Here is a 17,151-nt window from a genome sequence, read left to right as displayed (position 1 = left end):
CAGATAGAAAGGTGTTTTGATTAAACGTTTTTTCCCGCCGCCTTCAGCGCACGGGCGCCAATGTCACGGCGATAAAATAAACCTGGCTGAATGATTTCTTCAACCGCTTCATACACTCTTGATCTTGCTGCTTCAAATGTGTCGTCAAATGCGGTCACATTTGCTACTCGGCCGCCATTTGTGACAAATTGATCGTTTTCTTTTTTTGTTCCTGCGTGGAAGGTCACAACATCAGAGACCGTTGTTTGCAAAGCACCGATTGGTGTGCCTTTTGCGTAGTCTTCCGGGTATCCTTCTGAAGCAAGAACCACACTGACAGCGGCTGTGTCTTTCCACTGCAAGTCCACATCTTTTCCATCTAGAATGTCGAGGAAGACTTGGACTAGATCTGATTCAAGACGAGGGAGTACTACTTGCGTTTCAGGATCGCCAAAGCGTGCATTGAACTCAATGACCTTAGAGCCTTCTGGTGTTAGCATTAAGCCTGCATATAAAATGCCTGTAAACGAACGCTCTTCCTGCACCATCGCGCGAGCTGCTGGTTTGACGACGTCTTCCACCGCTTTTTGTACGACTTCATCTGAAATTTGTGGAACCGGTGAATAAGCACCCATCCCGCCGGTGTTTGGTCCTTTGTCATCTTCAAATGCCCGTTTATGATCCTGTGCGATCACCATCGGATACACCTTTTCTCCATTGACAAAGGCCATCAGAGAAAACTCTTCACCTGTTAAAAATTCTTCAATGACAACCGATGCACTCGCATCACCAAACTTTTCATCCTCTAAAAAGTCATGCAGGCAGTTGATCGCCTCTTCAAGCGTCATTGCCACAGTCACGCCTTTTCCTGCGGCAAGCCCATCTGCTTTAATGACAATTGGGGCACCCTTTTCTTCCACATATGCCTTCGCTTCTTCAAACGATGTAAAGGTGGCATAAGCGGCTGTCGGGATATCATAATTTTTCATTAAATCTTTTGCAAATTCTTTTGAGCCTTCAATGACTGCGGCTTTTGCATTCGGTCCAAATACCTTTAGACCTGCTTCTTCAAATGCATCGACGACACCTGCAATTAAAGGAACCTCTGGACCGACAATTGTTAAGCCGATGTTATTGTCTTTTGCAAAACGAATTAACGCCTCATGATCACCTTCGTCGATCGGTACAAGCTTTGCTGCGTCTGTCATTCCATCATTGCCGGGTGCGACAAATACTTGGCTGACAAGTTCGCTTTGATTCACTTTCCATGCGATGGTATGCTCTCTTCCGCCTCTGCCGATAATTAATACGTTCACACTGTCATCCCCTTAATGTTTGAAATGTCTAACGCCAGTGAAGACCATGGCGATGCCGTATTCATCTGCCTTTTGAATCGATTCTTCATCACGAATAGATCCGCCTGGCTGAATGATCGCTGTGACGCCTGCCTTTGCAGCAGCTTCTACTGTATCGCCCATTGGGAAAAATGCATCAGAACCTAGTGCACTCCCTTTTGCCTTTTCACCTGCTTGCTCAATCGCAATGTTAGCCGAGCCAACACGGTTCATTTGACCAGCACCAATACCTGCTGTCATTTGATCCTTCGCTAGAACGATGGCATTTGATTTCACATGTTTGACGACTTTCCAAGCGAGCTTTAAGTCTTTCCATTCGTCTTCAGTTGGCTCTCTCTTCGTTGGGATAGAGATCGTTGCTTCCTCTAAGCCGTATGTGTCGATATCCTGAACGAGCAATCCACCATGAACACTTGTGAGCTGCTTTTCTTTTTTCCCAAGATCTGCTTCTACATCTAATGTTAGTAGACGAAGATTCTTTTTCGCTGTTAACACGTCAAGTGCTTCTTGGCTAAACGATGGTGCGATGACGATTTCTAAGAAAATCGTATGGAGCACCTCAGCCGTTTGCTTGTCTACTTCACGATTAAGCGCCACAATGCCGCCGAAAATAGATGTTTCATCTGCTTTAAATGCACGATCAAATGCTTCTGCAATCGTTTCTCCTGTCCCAACACCACATGGATTCATATGCTTTACAGCCACAGCCGCTGGCTCCGTAAATTCACGTACAATTTGAAGTGCTGCATCTGCATCTTTGATGTTGTTGTAGGAAAGTTCTTTTCCATGTAATTGCGTTGCAGTAGCTAAAGAGCCTTTGCTTGGAAGCGCATTTTCATAGAACGTCGCCGCTTGGTGCGGGTTTTCTCCATAACGAAGAGATTGCTTTTTCTCAAATGTGACTGTGAACTGTTCTGGCTCTGTTTCGCCAACAAAGTTCGTTAAATAATCCGCAATCAGGGCATCGTAAGCAGCCGTATGACGGAATACTTTTGCTGCAAGCTCACGTTTTTTCTCTAGTGAGACGCCGCCTTCTTTGATTTGTTGAACGACAGAATCATAATCACGCGGGTCTACAATCACAGTGACGTCCTGATGATTTTTAGAAGCAGCACGAAGCATACCCGGACCGCCAATATCAATGTTTTCAATCGCTTCTTCATACGTGACATCGTCTTTTGAAATGGTCTCTTTGAATGGATATAGATTCACAACGACAAGATCAATCGGCTGAATGCCGTGCTTTTCGATCTGTGCCATATGCTCATCGTTTTCTCTCACTGCTAACAGTCCACCATGAATGTTCGGGTGAAGCGTTTTGAGTCGTCCGTCCATGATTTCTGGGAAGCCAGTCACTTCAGAAATACCAATGACATCAATGCCGTTCTCTTGAAGAAGTTTGTGTGTACCACCAGTTGAAATCACTTCAACGCCAAGTTCTGTTAGTTCTTTCACAAAAGGTACAAGATTTGTTTTATCGGAAACACTGATTAATGCGCGTTTGATCGTCATGCCTTTGTCACCTCATTAAGATAATTCTAAAAGTGATTTGATCACTTTTGGATATAGTGTATGTTCTAATTCATGCATTCTTTTTTCAATGGATTCAAGGTCTTCCCCTTGTTCAATATGAATGGCTGCTTGGTCAATAATCGGGCCGGTATCCATGCCTTCGTCGACATAATGAACCGTGATGCCAGCCACTTTGACTCCTGCTTGATAGGCTTGTCCAATCGCATCGAGTCCAGGAAATGCTGGCAATAAAGAAGGGTGGATATTCACGATTTTCCCTCTAAATGCATCAAGCAATGTCGGACCGATCAGTCGCATATACCCAGCGAGGAAAATCCATTCCACTTCATGCAGCTTCAGCTGTTCAATGATGGTTTGCTCAAAAGCGGCTTTACTCGGGAAAGCCTTCGGCGTAAAAGAAAAGGACGGAATGCCCTCTTTCTCTGCCCGCTCCAGCACCTTCGCACCCGGTTTATCACAGATCACAATGGCGGCTTTTGCCGGCCACTGTTCTTCTTTTAACGTATCAATAATGGCTTGAAAATTTGTCCCGCTTCCAGAGGCGAAGATCGCAAACTTTTTCATGAGAGGCTTCCACCACCGAAAGTGACGCCTTCTCCTTTTTGAACTCGTCCGATAAGAAAGGCTTTCTCTCCGTCTTGTTCAAGTCCGCTGATCACATCGACGAGATCATCCTCTTTGACGGCTAGGACAAAGCCAATGCCCATATTAAATACATTGAACATCTCTTCTGCTTTCAATTGCCCTTTTTCTTGAATAAAGGAGAAAATAGGCGGGACCGGCCATGAGCCGTTATCAATCTCCACACCAAGTCCTTCAGGCAGCATACGTGGTAAATTCTCAATAAAGCCGCCGCCTGTCACATGTGCCATACCATCAACTTTGCCAGCTTTCACTTGTTTAAGAACAGGCTTGACATAAATCTTCGTCGGTTCAAGCAGCTCTTCTCCAAGTGGTCTTGTAAAAGGTTCATACGTTTGGTGAAGATCTAGGCCCGCATCTTCAAGCAATACTTTTCGTACAAGAGAATAGCCATTGCTATGAATGCCGCTAGAGCTGAGTCCAATCAGCAAATGCCCTTCCTGGATGTTCTCTCCTGTGACGATTTCATCCTTTTCAACGACACCTACAGAAAATCCGGCAATATCATATTCTTCTTCTGTGTAAAGACCCGGCATTTCTGCTGTCTCTCCGCCGACAAGCGCTGAACCAGACTGCTCGCATCCGTCAGCTACACCTTTGACGATGGATTCAATTTTCAAAGGATCTGCTTTTCCAACTGCTAAGTAATCTAAGAAAAAGAGCGGCTCTGCCCCTTGTGCAAGTACATCGTTCACACACATAGCAACAGCATCTACACCGATCGTATCGTGTTGATCCATTAAAAAAGCGAGCTTTAATTTCGTACCAACACCATCTGTTCCTGAGACAAGAACGGGCTTTTTGTATGGCAGTTCAGATAAATCAAACATACCGCCAAATCCGCCTAGAGCCCCCATGACACCTGCTCTTTTTGTACGTTCTACGTGTGTTTTCATTCGTTTAACGGCTTCGTATCCTGCTTCGATGTCGACACCGGCGTTTTTATATGCTTCTGACATCCCATTCACTCCTTTTATCTGCTTGTCTTTCATGTATTTTCGGCAGAATGAAAGAGCAGCATATCAAATCACGTTGACTGCTGCTCCATTATTCGATTATTTCGTCAGGACTGTTTCCTTCACATGAGGAAGGACAGTATCTTCATAAATTTCGGTCGGGTATTTTCCAGTAAAGCATGCTAAACACTGACCGCGCTGCGGATCATCATACTTTCTGCCAATCCCGTCCATTAAACCGTCTACAGATAAAAATGCAATGGAGTCTGCACCGATTTCCTGTCTAATTTCTTCCACTGAATGAGATGACGCAATCAGCTCTTCGTGTGTAGACGTATCAATTCCATAAAAACACGGATGAGCAATTGGCGGTGAACTGATGCGTACATGCACTTCCGTCGCACCCGCTTCTCTTAGCATCGTTACAATTCGGCGGCTTGTTGTTCCTCGTACGATGGAATCATCCACCATGACGACACGTTTGCCTTCGACCACCCCGCGCACGGCAGACAGCTTCATTCGCACGCCCTGCTCACGCAATGCTTGAGACGGCTGAATAAATGTCCGGCCGACATAACGGTTTTTAATTAAACCTAGCTCATATGGAATACCTGTTGCTTCGGCATAACCAATCGCTGCAGAAATACTGGAGTCTGGCACACCTGTCACGACATCTGCTTCGACATGTGCTTCTTCTGCAAGCTTCTTGCCAAGATTCTTTCTCGCACTATGCACGTTGATGCCATTGATATTGCTGTCCGGTCTTGAGAAATAAATGTATTCCATGCTGCACATGCTGCGGTTAATGTTCATCGAAAAGCGCTCAGATTTTAAGCCTTCATCATTAATGATCAGCATTTCGCCAGGCTCTACATCTCGTAAATAGGTAGCACCGACGACATCAAATGCACATGTTTCAGAAGCGACAACATAAGCATCCCCAAGCATACCAAGTGAAAGTGGGCGTAATCCGTTCGGATCAAGCGCTACGATCATTTCTGTTTCCGTCATGATTAGGAAAGCATAAGCTCCTTTTAACATAGACAGAGCATTTTTGATTTGATCCTTCAAATCCATATATCCGCTGCGCTTAATTAAGTGAGCAAGCACTTCGGTATCAGAAGACGTTTGAAAAATACTTCCTTGGTTCTCTAGCTGTTGCTTTAATTGCGTTGCATTGACCAAGTTTCCATTATGAGCAAGGGCAAGACTGCCATTGTTTTGCGAGCGGAAGAAGAGGGGCTGCACATTCTCAAAGCCGCCTCCGCCTGCTGTCGCATACCGAACGTGTCCGATCGCACCTTTTCCCTTTAAATCCTTAAGCTCACCGTTTTGGAACACTTCCGTAATCAGTCCAAGGCCTTTGTGTGACGTCAGGTTTTCACCGTCTGTTGCAATAATTCCCGCACCTTCTTGTCCTCGGTGCTGAAGGCTATGCAATCCGTAATATGTGATTTGCGGGGCTTCTTCGTGTCCCCAAACCCCAAAGACGCCACATTCTTCGTTTAAGCCTCTGATTTCAGCAAGCATGGGATCGCTCCTTTCCATGCGCGTTCAAGCTCGTTGACTGCCGCATGAATCCATTGTTGTCCTTCTTGATTTTTGACAGTGAATACACCATCATTTGTGACCGTTCCGACTTCTTTTGCATCTTGCACAGTCGCAGCAAACGCTTCGCGATTTTCTAGTTTCACTGTGACGACAAAACGTGACTGTGATTCACTGAATAGTGATGCTGCGCTGTTTAGATCGATCTGGATATCAGCGCCAAGACCATCTGTTCCAAATGTACTTTCAGCTAGTGCTACACCAAGACCGCCTTCAGACACATCATGTGCTGACTGAACAAGTCCGTTTTGAATCGCTGCTAATAGGGCTTCTTGACGCGCCAGCTCTACATCCAAATCAATTTCTGGTGCTTTTCCGTAGATACGGCCTTCAGTCATTTTTTGAAGCTCACTGCCTGCAAATTCTTCCTTCGTTTCACCAATGACGAAAATCACATCGCCTGCCTGTTGGAACGATTGAGTCGTAATATGAGCTGTATCTTCAATCAAACCAACCATACCAATGACTGGCGTTGGGTAAATGGCTGTTCCATTTGACTCGTTATATAAAGAGACGTTACCGCCGATGACCGGTGTACTTAATGTACGGCAAGCTTCGCTGATGCCGTCAGCAGATTTTTCAATCTGCCAGAAGATTTCTGGTTTCTCCGGGTTACCGAAGTTCAAGTTATCTGTTACTGCAAGCGGACGAGCGCCTGAGCAGACAATGTTACGTGCGGCTTCTGCAACGGCAATCTTACCGCCAACCTCTGGATCAAGGTAGAGATAACGTGCGTTACAATCTGTTGTCATCGCAAGAGCTTTTTTCGTCCCACGGATTCTGAGCACGCCCGCATCAGAGCCAGGTGCAACGACTGTGTTTGTACGAACCATATAGTCGTATTGATCGTAAACCCATTCTTTACTCGCAATCGTTGGCTGCTTTAACAGCTGTTTCAATGTATCTGCTGCATCTGTAATCGCTGGAGCTTCCACTTTTGTTTCTAAAAACTCGCGATAGTATGCAGGCTCACTTGACGGCTTGTGATAAACCGGTGCTTCTTCTGCAAGTGCATCAACTGGAAGCTCACACACTACTTCTCCTTGATGGAGTAAACGAAGCATTTTATCGTCTGTCACATGACCGACTGAGACTGCTTCAAGATCATATTTTTCAAAAATATCAATGATTTCTTGCTCACGGCCTTTTTCAATGACCAACAGCATTCTCTCTTGGGATTCAGACAGCATCATTTCATACGCTGACATGCCTGTTTCACGCTGAGGGATCAGGTCTAGGTTCATTTCGATACCTGAACCGGCTTTACTTGCCATCTCTGCACTTGAGCTAGTTAAGCCAGCCGCTCCCATATCTTGAATGCCCACAAGCGCATCATTTTTGATGACTTCAAGACATGCTTCAAGCAAAAGCTTTTCCATGAACGGATCGCCGACTTGAACCGCTGAACGTTTTTCTTCTGATTCATCAGAAAATTCTTCAGACGCAAATGTTGCACCGTGAATCCCGTCACGTCCCGTTTTAGCACCAACGTACATGACCGTATTGCCAACACCTTTTGCCTGCCCTTTCTTGATGTCTTCATGGTTGATTAACCCTACACACATCGCGTTAACGAGCGGATTGCCTTCATAACTTTGATCAAAATGAACTTCTCCGCCGACTGTTGGAATACCGATACAGTTTCCATAGCCTGCAATCCCTGCCACTACTTCTTCAAACAAGTACTTCACGCGCGGTGAAGTCAGTTCACCAAAACGAAGAGAGTTTAATACCGCAATTGGACGAGCACCCATGGAGAATACATCACGGATGATTCCGCCGACACCTGTTGCCGCTCCTTGATACGGTTCAATTGCAGATGGATGGTTATGTGATTCGATTTTAAATACAACCGCTTGGTTGTCTCCAATATCAACGATTCCAGCGCCTTCCCCAGGACCTTGCAGAACATGCTCTCCTTTTGTCGGGAATTTGCTTAAAACAGGCTTTGAGTTTTTATAACTACAATGCTCTGACCACATGACAGAAAAGATACCCGTTTCTGTGTAGTTTGGCAGCCTGCCAATAATGGATTCGATTAAAGCGAATTCTTCATCACTCAATCCCATTTGCTGATACAATTTCTCTTCTTTAATTTGCTTGTGACTTGGTTCAAGCAGTAGTGACATGAGTGTCCCTCCAATTTTTCACGATAGATTGAAACAATTTAAGTCCGTCTGCGCTGCCTAGTAATGAATCAACCGCGCGCTCAGGGTGCGGCATCATGCCGAGTACATTGCCCTGTTCATTCGTTACACCTGCAATTCGATTCACACTGCCATTAATATCGTCACCGTAAGTGAAAGCGATTTGGCCTCGTTCAATCAGCTTCGCTAACGTGTCTTCGTCACAGTAGAAGTTGCCTTCACCGTGTGCTACAGGAATCGTAATCGATTCACCTTTTTGATAACCGCTTGTAAATTGCGTTTCGTTGTTCTCTACAATGAGTTCAACTGGACGACAGATAAATTTTAGATCTTTATTCCGTCTCATTGCGCCTGGCAGAATGCCAAGCTCTTGAAGAATTTGGAACCCGTTACAAACACCAAGAACAGGTTTTCCTTCCGCAGCTGCTTTTTTCACAGCCGGCATGATGTTAGAAAAACGAGCAATCGCACCGCATCTTAAGTAATCCCCATAAGAAAAACCGCCTGGTACGAGTACACCGTCAAAACCATCAAGACTCGTTTCGTCGTGCCATACATATTCAACTTGTTCACCTAACTCATCTTGAATCGCATGGTACATATCGATATCACAGTTAGAGCCAGGCAAGACGATCACTGCAAACTTCACTGTGCGACAACCTCCTCCACCTCATAGCGGTAATCTTCAATCACCGTGTTGGCAAGCAATTTTTCACACATTTCTTTGACCACTGTGTCTAAGTCACGATCTGATTTCTCAATGACTAACTCCATATATTTCCCGATACGGACATCCTTTACTTCCTGATAAGACATGCTGTGCAAAGCGTGCTGCACGGCACTTCCTTGTGGATCAAGAACGCTCTCTTTTAAGCTGACAAAAATTTTCACTTTATACATGTTTATGGCCTCCAAGTCTTTTGAAAATTTCTTCGTATGCATTTGTTAAGCCGCCCAGGTTTCGTCTGAACACGTCTTTATCAAGCTTTTCGTTTGTGTCTTTATCCCAAAGCCTGCACGTATCAGGTGAAATCTCATCAGCTAGCAAAATACGATTCTCGTGATCTATTCCGAATTCAAGCTTGAAATCAATTAAATTCACATGGCAATCTGAGAAGATTTGCTTCAATTCTTCATTCACTTGTCTTGTGATTTGTTTCATTTCCTCGACCTGCTCAGGTGTCGCTGCATGTAAAATGCGAATATGATCTTCTGTAATGAGCGGATCGCCAAGTGCATCATCTTTGTAGTAAAACTCGATCAAGGGTGTGTCCAGTTTCGTTCCCTCTGGAATCCCAAGACGTTTTGACATACTGCCTGCCACCACGTTTCGCACAACGACTTCAAGCGGTACGATGTCTACCTTTTGAATGAGCTGTTCTGTTTCAGATAGGCGTTTAACAAAGTGATTGTTGATCCCTTTCTCATGTAGCATTTGAAAAATCAAGCTGGAAATTTCGTTATTCAGTCTGCCTTTGCCTTCAATTTCCGCTTTCTTTTCACCGTTAAATGCTGTAGCTGAGTCTTTATATTCAACATATAAAATATGCTCGTCATCGGTCTGATAGATTCTTTTCGCTTTGCCTTCGTAGAGAAGTTCTTGTTTCACAGTCATTCAGATTGGCCTCCTAATTTGAATGTTGGCAATTTTCAGGATTAGGCGCCTGACTAGCAGGCGGCCCATTTCTTACGCAAGACCTAGACGTTCGAAAATCATATCGACATTTTTCAAGTGATAGTTGTAATCGAAGCAGTCAGCGATTTGTTCAGGTGTTAAGCGTGAGGTGATTTTCTCTTCTGCTTCTACTAATGAACGGAATGGTACTTGTTTTTCCCAAGCTTCCATCGCTTTTGGCTGAACCGTGTCATATGCTTCTTCACGTGCCATACCTGTATCAATAAGTGCAAGAAGAACACGCTGAGAGTAGATCAAGCCAAGTGTGCGGTCCATGTTGCGTTTCATATTCTCAGGGAACACCGTCAAATTCTTCACAATGTTAGAGAAACGGTTCAGCATATAGTTCAGTGCAATCGTTGCATCTGGTAAAATGATGCGTTCAGCAGATGAATGAGAAATATCACGCTCATGCCAAAGCGGTACATTTTCATAAGCAGTCAGCATATAACCACGGATGACGCGGGCAATTCCCGTCATATTTTCAGAACCGATTGGGTTTCGTTTATGCGGCATCGCTGATGATCCCTTTTGTCCTTTTGCAAAGAATTCTTCTACTTCACGTGTTTCACTCTTTTGAAGACCACGAATTTCAACAGCAAATTTCTCAATGCTTGTTGCAACTAAAGCAAGGGTTGCCATATAATCTGCATGACGGTCACGCTGCAAGGTTTGGGTTGAAATTGGTGCAGCTTTGATGCCAAGTTTCTCACATACATATTGCTCAACAAACGGGTCGATGTTCGCATATGTGCCAACAGCACCAGAGATTTTGCCGTATTCGATGCCGGCTTTTGCTTGTTTAAAACGTTCTAAGTTACGCTTCATTTCCTCGTACCAAAGAGCAAGCTTCAAGCCAAATGTTGTCGGTTCAGCGTGTACACCGTGCGTACGACCCATCATGACTGTATATTTGTGCTCTTTTGCTTTTTCTTTTAGTATGTCAACAAATCTCTCAATGTCCTTGAGCAAAATATCGTTCGCCTGTTTTAATAGATATGAAAGCGCCGTATCCACTACGTCTGTAGATGTTAACCCGTAATGAACCCACTTTCTTTCTTCTCCTAGAGATTCAGATACAGCACGCGTAAAGGCAACCACGTCGTGGCGCGTGTCTTGTTCAATCTCCAAAATACGTCCAATATCAAAGCTTGCATTCTTGCGCATTGTCACAACGTCTTCTTTCGGAATGATGCCAAGTTCTGCCCAAGCTTCACAAGCGAGAATTTCTACTTCAAGCCATGCATTAAATTTGTTTTCCTCTGTCCAGATTGCTGACATTTCTGGTCGTGCGTAACGTTCGATCATTTCCCGTTTCCTCCATCTCTTTCAGTCCATATCTTTGTGATGTTTGCCATCCATTCATCATCAAGCTGTTTCATAAATGTCATATGCCCCATTTTGCGGCCGGCTTTTACTTCATGTTTGCCATATAGATAAAGCTTCGCTTCCTTTAAAAGCTCAGGATGTTCTTTTGGGATGTCCACTTCATCGCCCAGCAAATTCACCATCATACCCTCTGATAAAAGAGCTGTTCCGCCAAGCGGCAAACCGCATATGGCGCGAATGTGCTGTTCAAACTGACTCGTCTCACATAAATCCAATGTGTAATGTCCAGAGTTATGCGGGCGCGGTGCCAGTTCATTGACGAGCAGCTTCCCTTCATTTGTCAGGAACAGTTCAACAGCAAGCGTACCGACTAGCCCTAGCTTTTCAGCAAGCGTTGTTGCCAGCTCTTTTGCTTTCTCCTGAATGTTGCCATCTACCCGTGCAGGCACGATGCTTTGGAATAAAATATTGTGCTTATGAATGTTCTCAGCGACTGGGAATGTCGCAATTTCTCCATGAACAGACCGCGTCACAATCACGGACAGTTCCATTTGGAAAGGAACCCAGCTTTCTAAAATACATGTCCCATGAGTGAGAAGTGCAACAGCTTCATGAAGCTGATCCTTCTCTTTAATGACGTACTGCCCTTTACCGTCGTAACCACCTCTGCATGTTTTCAGCACAGCTGGCAAACCAAGCGCATTTACTGCGTCTTCCAGCTCCTTCTCATCATGAACGATGCGATAAGGGGCGACTTCACAGCCTGCATCTACAATCCCTTTTTTCTCCGTTTCACGGTTTTGGGTTAAAAGAAGGAGTTCGCTTCCTTGCGGTAAATACGCCTCTTCCTTCAGTTGATTGAGTGCATCATAATCAATGTTTTCAAATTCATATGTGACCACATCACTGATGTCCGCCAGCTGCCTGATCGCTTTAAGGTCACTGTATGCGGCTGTGATTTCTGTATCAGCAACCTGTCCACAAGGAGAAAGTGTGACAGGGTCAAGGACTGCTGCCCGGTAGCCCATTTGCTTTGCACTGACGGCCATGTATCTACCAAGCTGTCCGCCGCCAATGATACCGATGGTTGCGTTTGGAAAAATGGTCTGCTTAGCCAAGCTGATCACTGCTTTCTAATACAGTTTGTTTTGTTTGCTCTCTTCTTTCTTCAAGGCGTGCTGCAACGGCTTCATCAAATGCTGAAATCATTTGTGCAGCTAAAAGGCCTGCATTTGTTGCACCAGCTTTGCCGATTGCCACTGTGGCAACAGGTACACCGCCTGGCATTTGAACGATGGATAATAAGGAATCTAGCCCGTTTAATGCTTTTGATTGTACGGGCACACCAATGACCGGCAGTGTCGTTTTTGCTGCGACCATCCCCGGTAAATGTGCTGCGCCTCCAGCACCGGCAATAATGACCTTGAGTCCTTTACCTCTTGCTTCAGTCGCATATTCAAACATCAAATCAGGTGTCCGATGTGCGGATACAACCTGTTTTTCATACGGAATGTTTAATTCCTCTAAGATATCGCACGCATGTTTCATTGTTTCCCAATCAGATGTACTTCCCATGATGACACCTACAAGCGGCTTCATTTTGTCCCCACCTTTAAGCTATTATTCGATTTTGTATCGTTTGACACGCTTCCCAAACCTAAGCAGCTTGTCAAACGCCGAACAAAAAGACCCGGTTTGTATTGCATTGTTAGGAAGCAACACAAACCGGGCCATGGTAAGCGCTGTTCGCTTTTAAAACGCCATGTCAGTTTTGTTCACTATCCTGCATAGTCCAGTCATTTACGGTAACTGGGTAGAAACTTATGGGCCATATTCCCAAGATTATATGAGGCTCGTGTTTTGATTTCATGTTTATCTTAACAACGGATGTTCATGATGTCAACGGATTTATCGAACAATCTATGAAGTCGTCGTTTTAATGTTCGGATTTAGAGTATTTTTCCCTCAAATACGATTTTTTTCCCAATCGGAATGATCTGAATCGACCCATTTTCCTTCTTTTCCTGAAAGATCGGTTCCTCTATTCGTCGGACAGGTGAGTAGCCTTCCTCCGCCATCTGGGACAACACTTGATCAATCGTCATGTTGTCTTCCACGTAGAATTTCTTTTTCTTTGGTTTTGCGGTCATTCTTTAATTCTCCTTTTCTTCACAGCCTTCACCCAGAAGCCGCCATGAATCGTTTTGGGCTCATACGAAATGATAAACGCCTTTGAATCAAGCGTTTTAATCGTTTCATATAATTGCAGTTCATATTTTCTCGGTGTTAAAATTTGCATCGCTGACCGGTCTCCTTCAAGACCTCCTACTACCCAGTTGGTGACGCCATATCCTTTTTCTCTCAATTGTTTTGGGAGATCTAGATCGATTTCTTTTGTAATCACGTTCACAGTAATGTAGCCTAGTGCCAGCTTCTCTTCAATTTTCATCCCGACAATGATTCCAATCCCATAACCTAGCGCATACGCAATGACATTTTGTACTTGATCTAAGTTATCTAATACGATACTCAAACCAATGACATAAATCAGCATCTCGACAGTACCAGCAAAAGCGGCTGCATACCTTCTGCCTTTCATTGTTAAAATTAAACGCATAGTGGAAAAAGAGACATAAACAATGTTAATCACTAAAATAATCAAAACCATGGTGAACGCATTGGATAAAAGTTGTTGAAGCACGATTCGAACCCCCTGCACTAAAAATCAAATAAAGCACCCCATATTCTACTAGAGAACAAACCTTGATACAATCAAATTTGCGCGAGAAAAACACATATATCTTTCGACAACAAGGGGTGGTCTTTGTTACCAAGAGTTTACCCGTTTTTTCCTCTTCTCAACATGAAAAACCTCCTTTTTCAAAAGGAGGCTTTAGATGGTTGATAAAGGGCTAAAATATACTTTATTTTAACCCTTTGTCTTCTTTTCAGCGTGATAGAAAACCTTTGAATTTTAAAAAGACCGAGTACACGCTGAAACGTGTTTTATCCAAACCGAACTGGAACAAGTGATGGGATCAAATACTCTCCGACAATGCCCCATAAAAGGGCAATGATGACGAGCTCAATCAACAAAAAGACCCAGCCGGCATACATCAAGTCTCCCCGCACAGCTTCTTGATCTGATTGAATGGAGCGGAAGAGCACAATGGCAATCAGCTGAAGACCGAAAAACATCATGACGGATAAAATCACCGTTACATATGGAATATTCAGCATGGCAAATACAAGCCAAAGGATAGATAAAACCAAAACCGGCACAAGCACAGCACCGAACTTCATGATCACTTCTTTCAGCGATATGTTCCCTTTCAGCATGTACTTACCGAGCACCCAAACCGTCAGCATCATCAGTGTCAACAGAATGAGTGTAAAGACCGCTACCTTCAAAAAGGCGTCACCAAAAGAATAATGAATACCAAAACCTAATAAACGGGTCTTTGACGCCTTTAATTGAACGTAGTTGCCTAAAGCAAAAAACACACTGAACAACACAATTGAAATCCAGGCGTACTTCATGCGAAAAGTGTCCGCTTGATGGATCGCACGACTCGGTGATTTTAACATCGCAAACCCATATGAGCCATAGCGCTTAAACGCACCTCCTACACCTCTTGCAATGCGCTGAATGGCTGAACGCTCTTCATCAGCTGGCTTAGCCGTTCTTCCTCGTTTTGCAGCACTGCGGCTGAGGCGGGACTGCCTCGTTTCTTGATCTATTGATGGCTCTTCGTTTTCGTTTTTCGTTTCAGATGTGACCTGCTCTTGATCTTTCTCTAACATCCCATATCAACTCCTATCTCAGACAATCCGCACAGGCTCAAGTGACCTGTCCGAATGACTCCTATTAAAGTAGCGGAGTCTCTCTATTCAGTCAAGATTCCTTGACGTTCATACGAATAGACGGATAAAAGAATGAAGAGGTTTTAAATGGAGAGAAAATAAGACAAAACAAAAAAGCTGATGAGTGGATCAGCTTTTCATCATCTTTCATCACTTTTCATGAACGATAGCGCCCCTGCTTTGCTTTCTGAATCCGAAGATTCTCCTGGTGTGCGGGGAAACGAGTCTTTTCTGTCGTATCGACTTGTGTAATTTGTCCATTATGAATGGTGATCACCACCGACCCGTATTCAATCCCTTTTAAGGCAGATAAAATAAAATTCAGCTTTTGTTCATCCATCGCTCATCCCCCATCCCACTAATTTTGCTTGCGCTCTTTTAAATAGAGAACCTCATTTTCCAGCTCATGAATCGTATAGTGCATGAGCGCTTCATGTTTTTCTTCATGCCCCCATAAAAGGAGCTGCTCAATCAATACCTGCTTTTTCCGCTCAATCACCTGCCTAAGCCAGCGTGACAAGTCATCCCCTCCCGTTATGATGAATGCAAGAAAAAAGGCACTCTGAACCCTTCTATAGAAAAAAGGAAATCAAAGCGCCTTTGGTGATCCAATCAGCGAATTATGTCTTTTTATCATAAACACATAATTCCTATAAGTCAACTATGTTTTTAAAATTTCCCTACAAAAAACAGCAGCCTTCATGAGCTGCTGTTTCAGACAAATGATTAATGATTTAAAAAAGCAAAATATAGAATAAAGATGACAAACAGGCCGTACATAATTGGATGCACTTCTTTTGCTTTTCCTTTAAAGATCATGGTGATCGGGTAGAAAATGAAACCAATCGCAATCCCTGTTGCAATACTATATGTGAGTGGCATCATAATCATGGTTAAGAAGGCCGGTACCGCAATTTCAAAACGATCCCATGCGATCTTTGCAAGAGGTGCTACCATCAGTGCACCGACAATGATTAAAGCAGGTGCCGTTACATTTGATGTCACGACAGATAATAGCGGCGAGAAGAACATCGCAAGTAAGAAGAAAATACCTGTCACGACGGCTGCAAAACCAGAGCGAGCACCCGCAGCAACACCTGAACTAGATTCAACATAAGACGTCGTCGTTGATGTACCAAGAACAGAACCGACTACGATAGAAGAAGAATCCGCCAGAAGCGCTCTTCCTGCGCGAGGCAGCTCATTATTTTTCATTAAACCAGCTTGTGTCGCCACAGCCACAAGTGTACCAGCTGTATCAAAGAACCCAACGAATAGGAACGTTAAAATGACCACAAGCATTTGAATGGAGAAGATGTCTGGCAAGTGAATCAAAGCTTGACCAAAGGTTGGAGACAAACTTGGAATGCTTCCGATAATTTGAGATGGAACTGGCACAAGACCAAAGATCATTCCAGCAATGGCTGTCACAAGCATCCCAATGAAGACACCTGCATTCACTCGAAGAACCATTAAAATGACAGTCACAACGATTCCAAATACCGTCAACAGGACAGGACCACTATGAATGTTTCCAATCGAAACGAGCGTATTATCGTTATTTGCAATAATGCCAGAGCCTTGAAGACCCACAAATGTAATGAACAAACCAATCCCTGCACCAACAGCCAGCTTCAGCTCACTCGGAATAGCATTGATGATTTTTTCACGGAAACCTGTTAAAGAAAGGGCAACGAAAATCAATCCTGAAACAAACACACCGGAAAGTGCTGCCTGCCATGAGATTCCCATACCAAGAACCACTGAGAAAGCGAAGAACGCATTCAGTCCCATACCTGGTGCAATCGCAATCGGGTACCTGGCGATCAATCCCATCAGGAAACAACCTGCCGCAGAAGCTAACGCCGTAGCTGTAAAGACAGCCCCCTGATCAATTCGTAATTTATCTGGAAAATCCGGTACTGCTACTAAAGCAAGTGTGATCGGATTAACAAACAAGATGTAAGCCATCGACAAAAATGTCGTTAAACCGCCGATGATCTCTCTGCGATAATTCGTACCTAACTCATCAAACTGAAAAAACTGTTTCAAAGCCAACTGAC

18 protein-coding genes and 1 riboswitch are annotated in these 17,151 nt (G+C 44.1%); all 18 genes read right to left on the bottom strand.

The annotated features are described in order from the left end of the window. Window positions 1-20: 20 nt before the first annotated feature. The 18 genes from purD to MHB38_RS03240 all read right to left on the bottom strand — a co-directional run bounded on the left by purD (window position 21) and on the right by MHB38_RS03240 (window position 17,140). Entirely contained in the window at window positions 21-1,295 is a 1,275-nt protein-coding gene (gene purD / locus MHB38_RS03325; RefSeq protein WP_019743755.1) for a phosphoribosylamine--glycine ligase, read from the bottom strand. A gap of 12 nt (window positions 1,296-1,307) precedes the next feature. Then, on the bottom strand, window positions 1,308-2,846 hold the full coding sequence (gene purH, locus MHB38_RS03320; RefSeq protein WP_008344287.1) for a bifunctional phosphoribosylaminoimidazolecarboxamide formyltransferase/IMP cyclohydrolase: 1,539 nt from the start codon (window positions 2,844-2,846) through the stop codon (window positions 1,308-1,310). A 15-nt stretch (window positions 2,847-2,861) separates the two neighbouring features. Next, the gene (gene purN, locus MHB38_RS03315; protein WP_008344288.1) at window positions 2,862-3,431 is read right to left on the bottom strand and encodes a phosphoribosylglycinamide formyltransferase; all 570 of its coding nucleotides are present in this window, start codon (window positions 3,429-3,431) and stop codon (window positions 2,862-2,864) included. Further along, complete coding sequence (gene purM / locus MHB38_RS03310; RefSeq protein WP_113747737.1) at window positions 3,428-4,468, bottom strand: phosphoribosylformylglycinamidine cyclo-ligase; 1,041 nt, start codon at window positions 4,466-4,468, stop codon at window positions 3,428-3,430. Before purM ends, purN begins: the two co-directional genes overlap by 4 nt. Before the next feature lie 96 nt (window positions 4,469-4,564). Further along, window positions 4,565-5,995, bottom strand: a complete 1,431-nt coding sequence (gene purF, locus MHB38_RS03305; RefSeq protein WP_008344290.1) for an amidophosphoribosyltransferase — start codon at window positions 5,993-5,995, stop codon at window positions 4,565-4,567. Continuing rightward, the gene (purL, locus tag MHB38_RS03300; protein ID WP_202734671.1) at window positions 5,971-8,202 is read right to left on the bottom strand and encodes a phosphoribosylformylglycinamidine synthase subunit PurL; all 2,232 of its coding nucleotides are present in this window, start codon (window positions 8,200-8,202) and stop codon (window positions 5,971-5,973) included. Before purL ends, purF begins: the two co-directional genes overlap by 25 nt. Next, the gene (gene purQ / locus MHB38_RS03295) at window positions 8,186-8,869 is read right to left on the bottom strand and encodes a phosphoribosylformylglycinamidine synthase subunit PurQ (RefSeq protein ID WP_008344292.1); all 684 of its coding nucleotides are present in this window, start codon (window positions 8,867-8,869) and stop codon (window positions 8,186-8,188) included. Before purQ ends, purL begins: the two co-directional genes overlap by 17 nt. Next, window positions 8,866-9,120 (bottom strand): phosphoribosylformylglycinamidine synthase subunit PurS, encoded by a 255-nt coding sequence (gene purS / locus MHB38_RS03290; RefSeq protein ID WP_003214349.1) that lies wholly within the window; start codon window positions 9,118-9,120, stop codon window positions 8,866-8,868. Before purS ends, purQ begins: the two co-directional genes overlap by 4 nt. Continuing rightward, complete coding sequence (gene purC / locus MHB38_RS03285; RefSeq protein WP_007496901.1) at window positions 9,113-9,835, bottom strand: phosphoribosylaminoimidazolesuccinocarboxamide synthase; 723 nt, start codon at window positions 9,833-9,835, stop codon at window positions 9,113-9,115. The genes purS and purC overlap by 8 nt, the downstream gene beginning before the upstream one ends. A gap of 72 nt (window positions 9,836-9,907) precedes the next feature. Next, on the bottom strand, window positions 9,908-11,203 hold the full coding sequence (gene purB / locus MHB38_RS03280) for an adenylosuccinate lyase (protein WP_008344295.1): 1,296 nt from the start codon (window positions 11,201-11,203) through the stop codon (window positions 9,908-9,910). After that, the gene (gene purK / locus MHB38_RS03275; protein WP_335372847.1) at window positions 11,200-12,342 is read right to left on the bottom strand and encodes a 5-(carboxyamino)imidazole ribonucleotide synthase; all 1,143 of its coding nucleotides are present in this window, start codon (window positions 12,340-12,342) and stop codon (window positions 11,200-11,202) included. Before purK ends, purB begins: the two co-directional genes overlap by 4 nt. Next, window positions 12,335-12,823 carry a 5-(carboxyamino)imidazole ribonucleotide mutase gene (purE, locus tag MHB38_RS03270; protein ID WP_017359824.1) on the bottom strand — a complete coding sequence of 163 codons (489 nt, stop codon included), beginning with the start codon at window positions 12,821-12,823 and terminating at the stop codon, window positions 12,335-12,337. The genes purK and purE overlap by 8 nt, the downstream gene beginning before the upstream one ends. A 169-nt stretch (window positions 12,824-12,992) precedes the next feature. Next, window positions 12,993-13,094: riboswitch (purine riboswitch) on the bottom strand. 79 nt (window positions 13,095-13,173) lie between these two features. Next, window positions 13,174-13,374, bottom strand: a complete 201-nt coding sequence (locus tag MHB38_RS03265; protein ID WP_341002404.1) for an NETI motif-containing protein — start codon at window positions 13,372-13,374, stop codon at window positions 13,174-13,176. Continuing rightward, the gene (locus tag MHB38_RS03260) at window positions 13,371-13,925 is read right to left on the bottom strand and encodes a DUF2179 domain-containing protein (RefSeq protein WP_008344300.1); all 555 of its coding nucleotides are present in this window, start codon (window positions 13,923-13,925) and stop codon (window positions 13,371-13,373) included. The genes MHB38_RS03265 and MHB38_RS03260 overlap by 4 nt, the downstream gene beginning before the upstream one ends. 305 nt (window positions 13,926-14,230) lie before the next feature. Next, window positions 14,231-15,028 (bottom strand): hypothetical protein, encoded by a 798-nt coding sequence (locus tag MHB38_RS03255; protein WP_341002403.1) that lies wholly within the window; start codon window positions 15,026-15,028, stop codon window positions 14,231-14,233. 217 nt (window positions 15,029-15,245) lie between these two features. Then, a complete protein-coding gene (locus MHB38_RS03250) occupies window positions 15,246-15,428 on the bottom strand; it encodes a YezD family protein (RefSeq protein ID WP_008344304.1) in 183 nt (60 codons plus the stop codon). An 18-nt stretch (window positions 15,429-15,446) separates the two neighbouring features. Continuing rightward, window positions 15,447-15,608 carry a hypothetical protein gene (locus MHB38_RS03245; protein ID WP_008344307.1) on the bottom strand — a complete coding sequence of 54 codons (162 nt, stop codon included), beginning with the start codon at window positions 15,606-15,608 and terminating at the stop codon, window positions 15,447-15,449. 206 nt (window positions 15,609-15,814) lie between these two features. Beyond that, window positions 15,815-17,140 (bottom strand): NCS2 family permease, encoded by a 1,326-nt coding sequence (locus MHB38_RS03240; protein ID WP_024719393.1) that lies wholly within the window; start codon window positions 17,138-17,140, stop codon window positions 15,815-15,817. Between the last annotated feature and the right edge of the window lie 11 nt (window positions 17,141-17,151).

Source organism: Bacillus sp. FSL K6-3176, from assembly GCF_038003325.1.
GTDB lineage: Bacteria > Bacillota > Bacilli > Bacillales > Bacillaceae > Bacillus > Bacillus altitudinis.
This window is presented reverse-complemented; position numbering and strand designations above follow the sequence as displayed.

Coding starts and splice junctions, on each gene's coding strand:
- purH (WP_008344287.1), bottom strand. CDS start 2,846: ATGACGATCAAACGCGCATTAATCAGTGTTTCCGATAAAACAAATCTT.
- purN (WP_008344288.1), bottom strand. CDS start 3,431: ATGAAAAAGTTTGCGATCTTCGCCTCTGGAAGCGGGACAAATTTTCAA.
- purM (WP_113747737.1), bottom strand. CDS start 4,468: ATGTCAGAAGCATATAAAAACGCCGGTGTCGACATCGAAGCAGGATAC.
- purF (WP_008344290.1), bottom strand. CDS start 5,995: ATGCTTGCTGAAATCAGAGGCTTAAACGAAGAATGTGGCGTCTTTGGG.
- purL (WP_202734671.1), bottom strand. CDS start 8,202: ATGTCACTACTGCTTGAACCAAGTCACAAGCAAATTAAAGAAGAGAAA.
- purS (WP_003214349.1), bottom strand. CDS start 9,120: ATGTATAAAGTGAAAATTTTTGTCAGCTTAAAAGAGAGCGTTCTTGAT.
- purC (WP_007496901.1), bottom strand. CDS start 9,835: ATGACTGTGAAACAAGAACTTCTCTACGAAGGCAAAGCGAAAAGAATC.
- purB (WP_008344295.1), bottom strand. CDS start 11,203: ATGATCGAACGTTACGCACGACCAGAAATGTCAGCAATCTGGACAGAG.
- purE (WP_017359824.1), bottom strand. CDS start 12,823: ATGAAGCCGCTTGTAGGTGTCATCATGGGAAGTACATCTGATTGGGAA.
- MHB38_RS03265 (WP_341002404.1), bottom strand. CDS start 13,374: ATGACCGCAAAACCAAAGAAAAAGAAATTCTACGTGGAAGACAACATG.
- MHB38_RS03255 (WP_341002403.1), bottom strand. CDS start 15,028: ATGTTAGAGAAAGATCAAGAGCAGGTCACATCTGAAACGAAAAACGAA.
- MHB38_RS03250 (WP_008344304.1), bottom strand. CDS start 15,428: ATGGATGAACAAAAGCTGAATTTTATTTTATCTGCCTTAAAAGGGATT.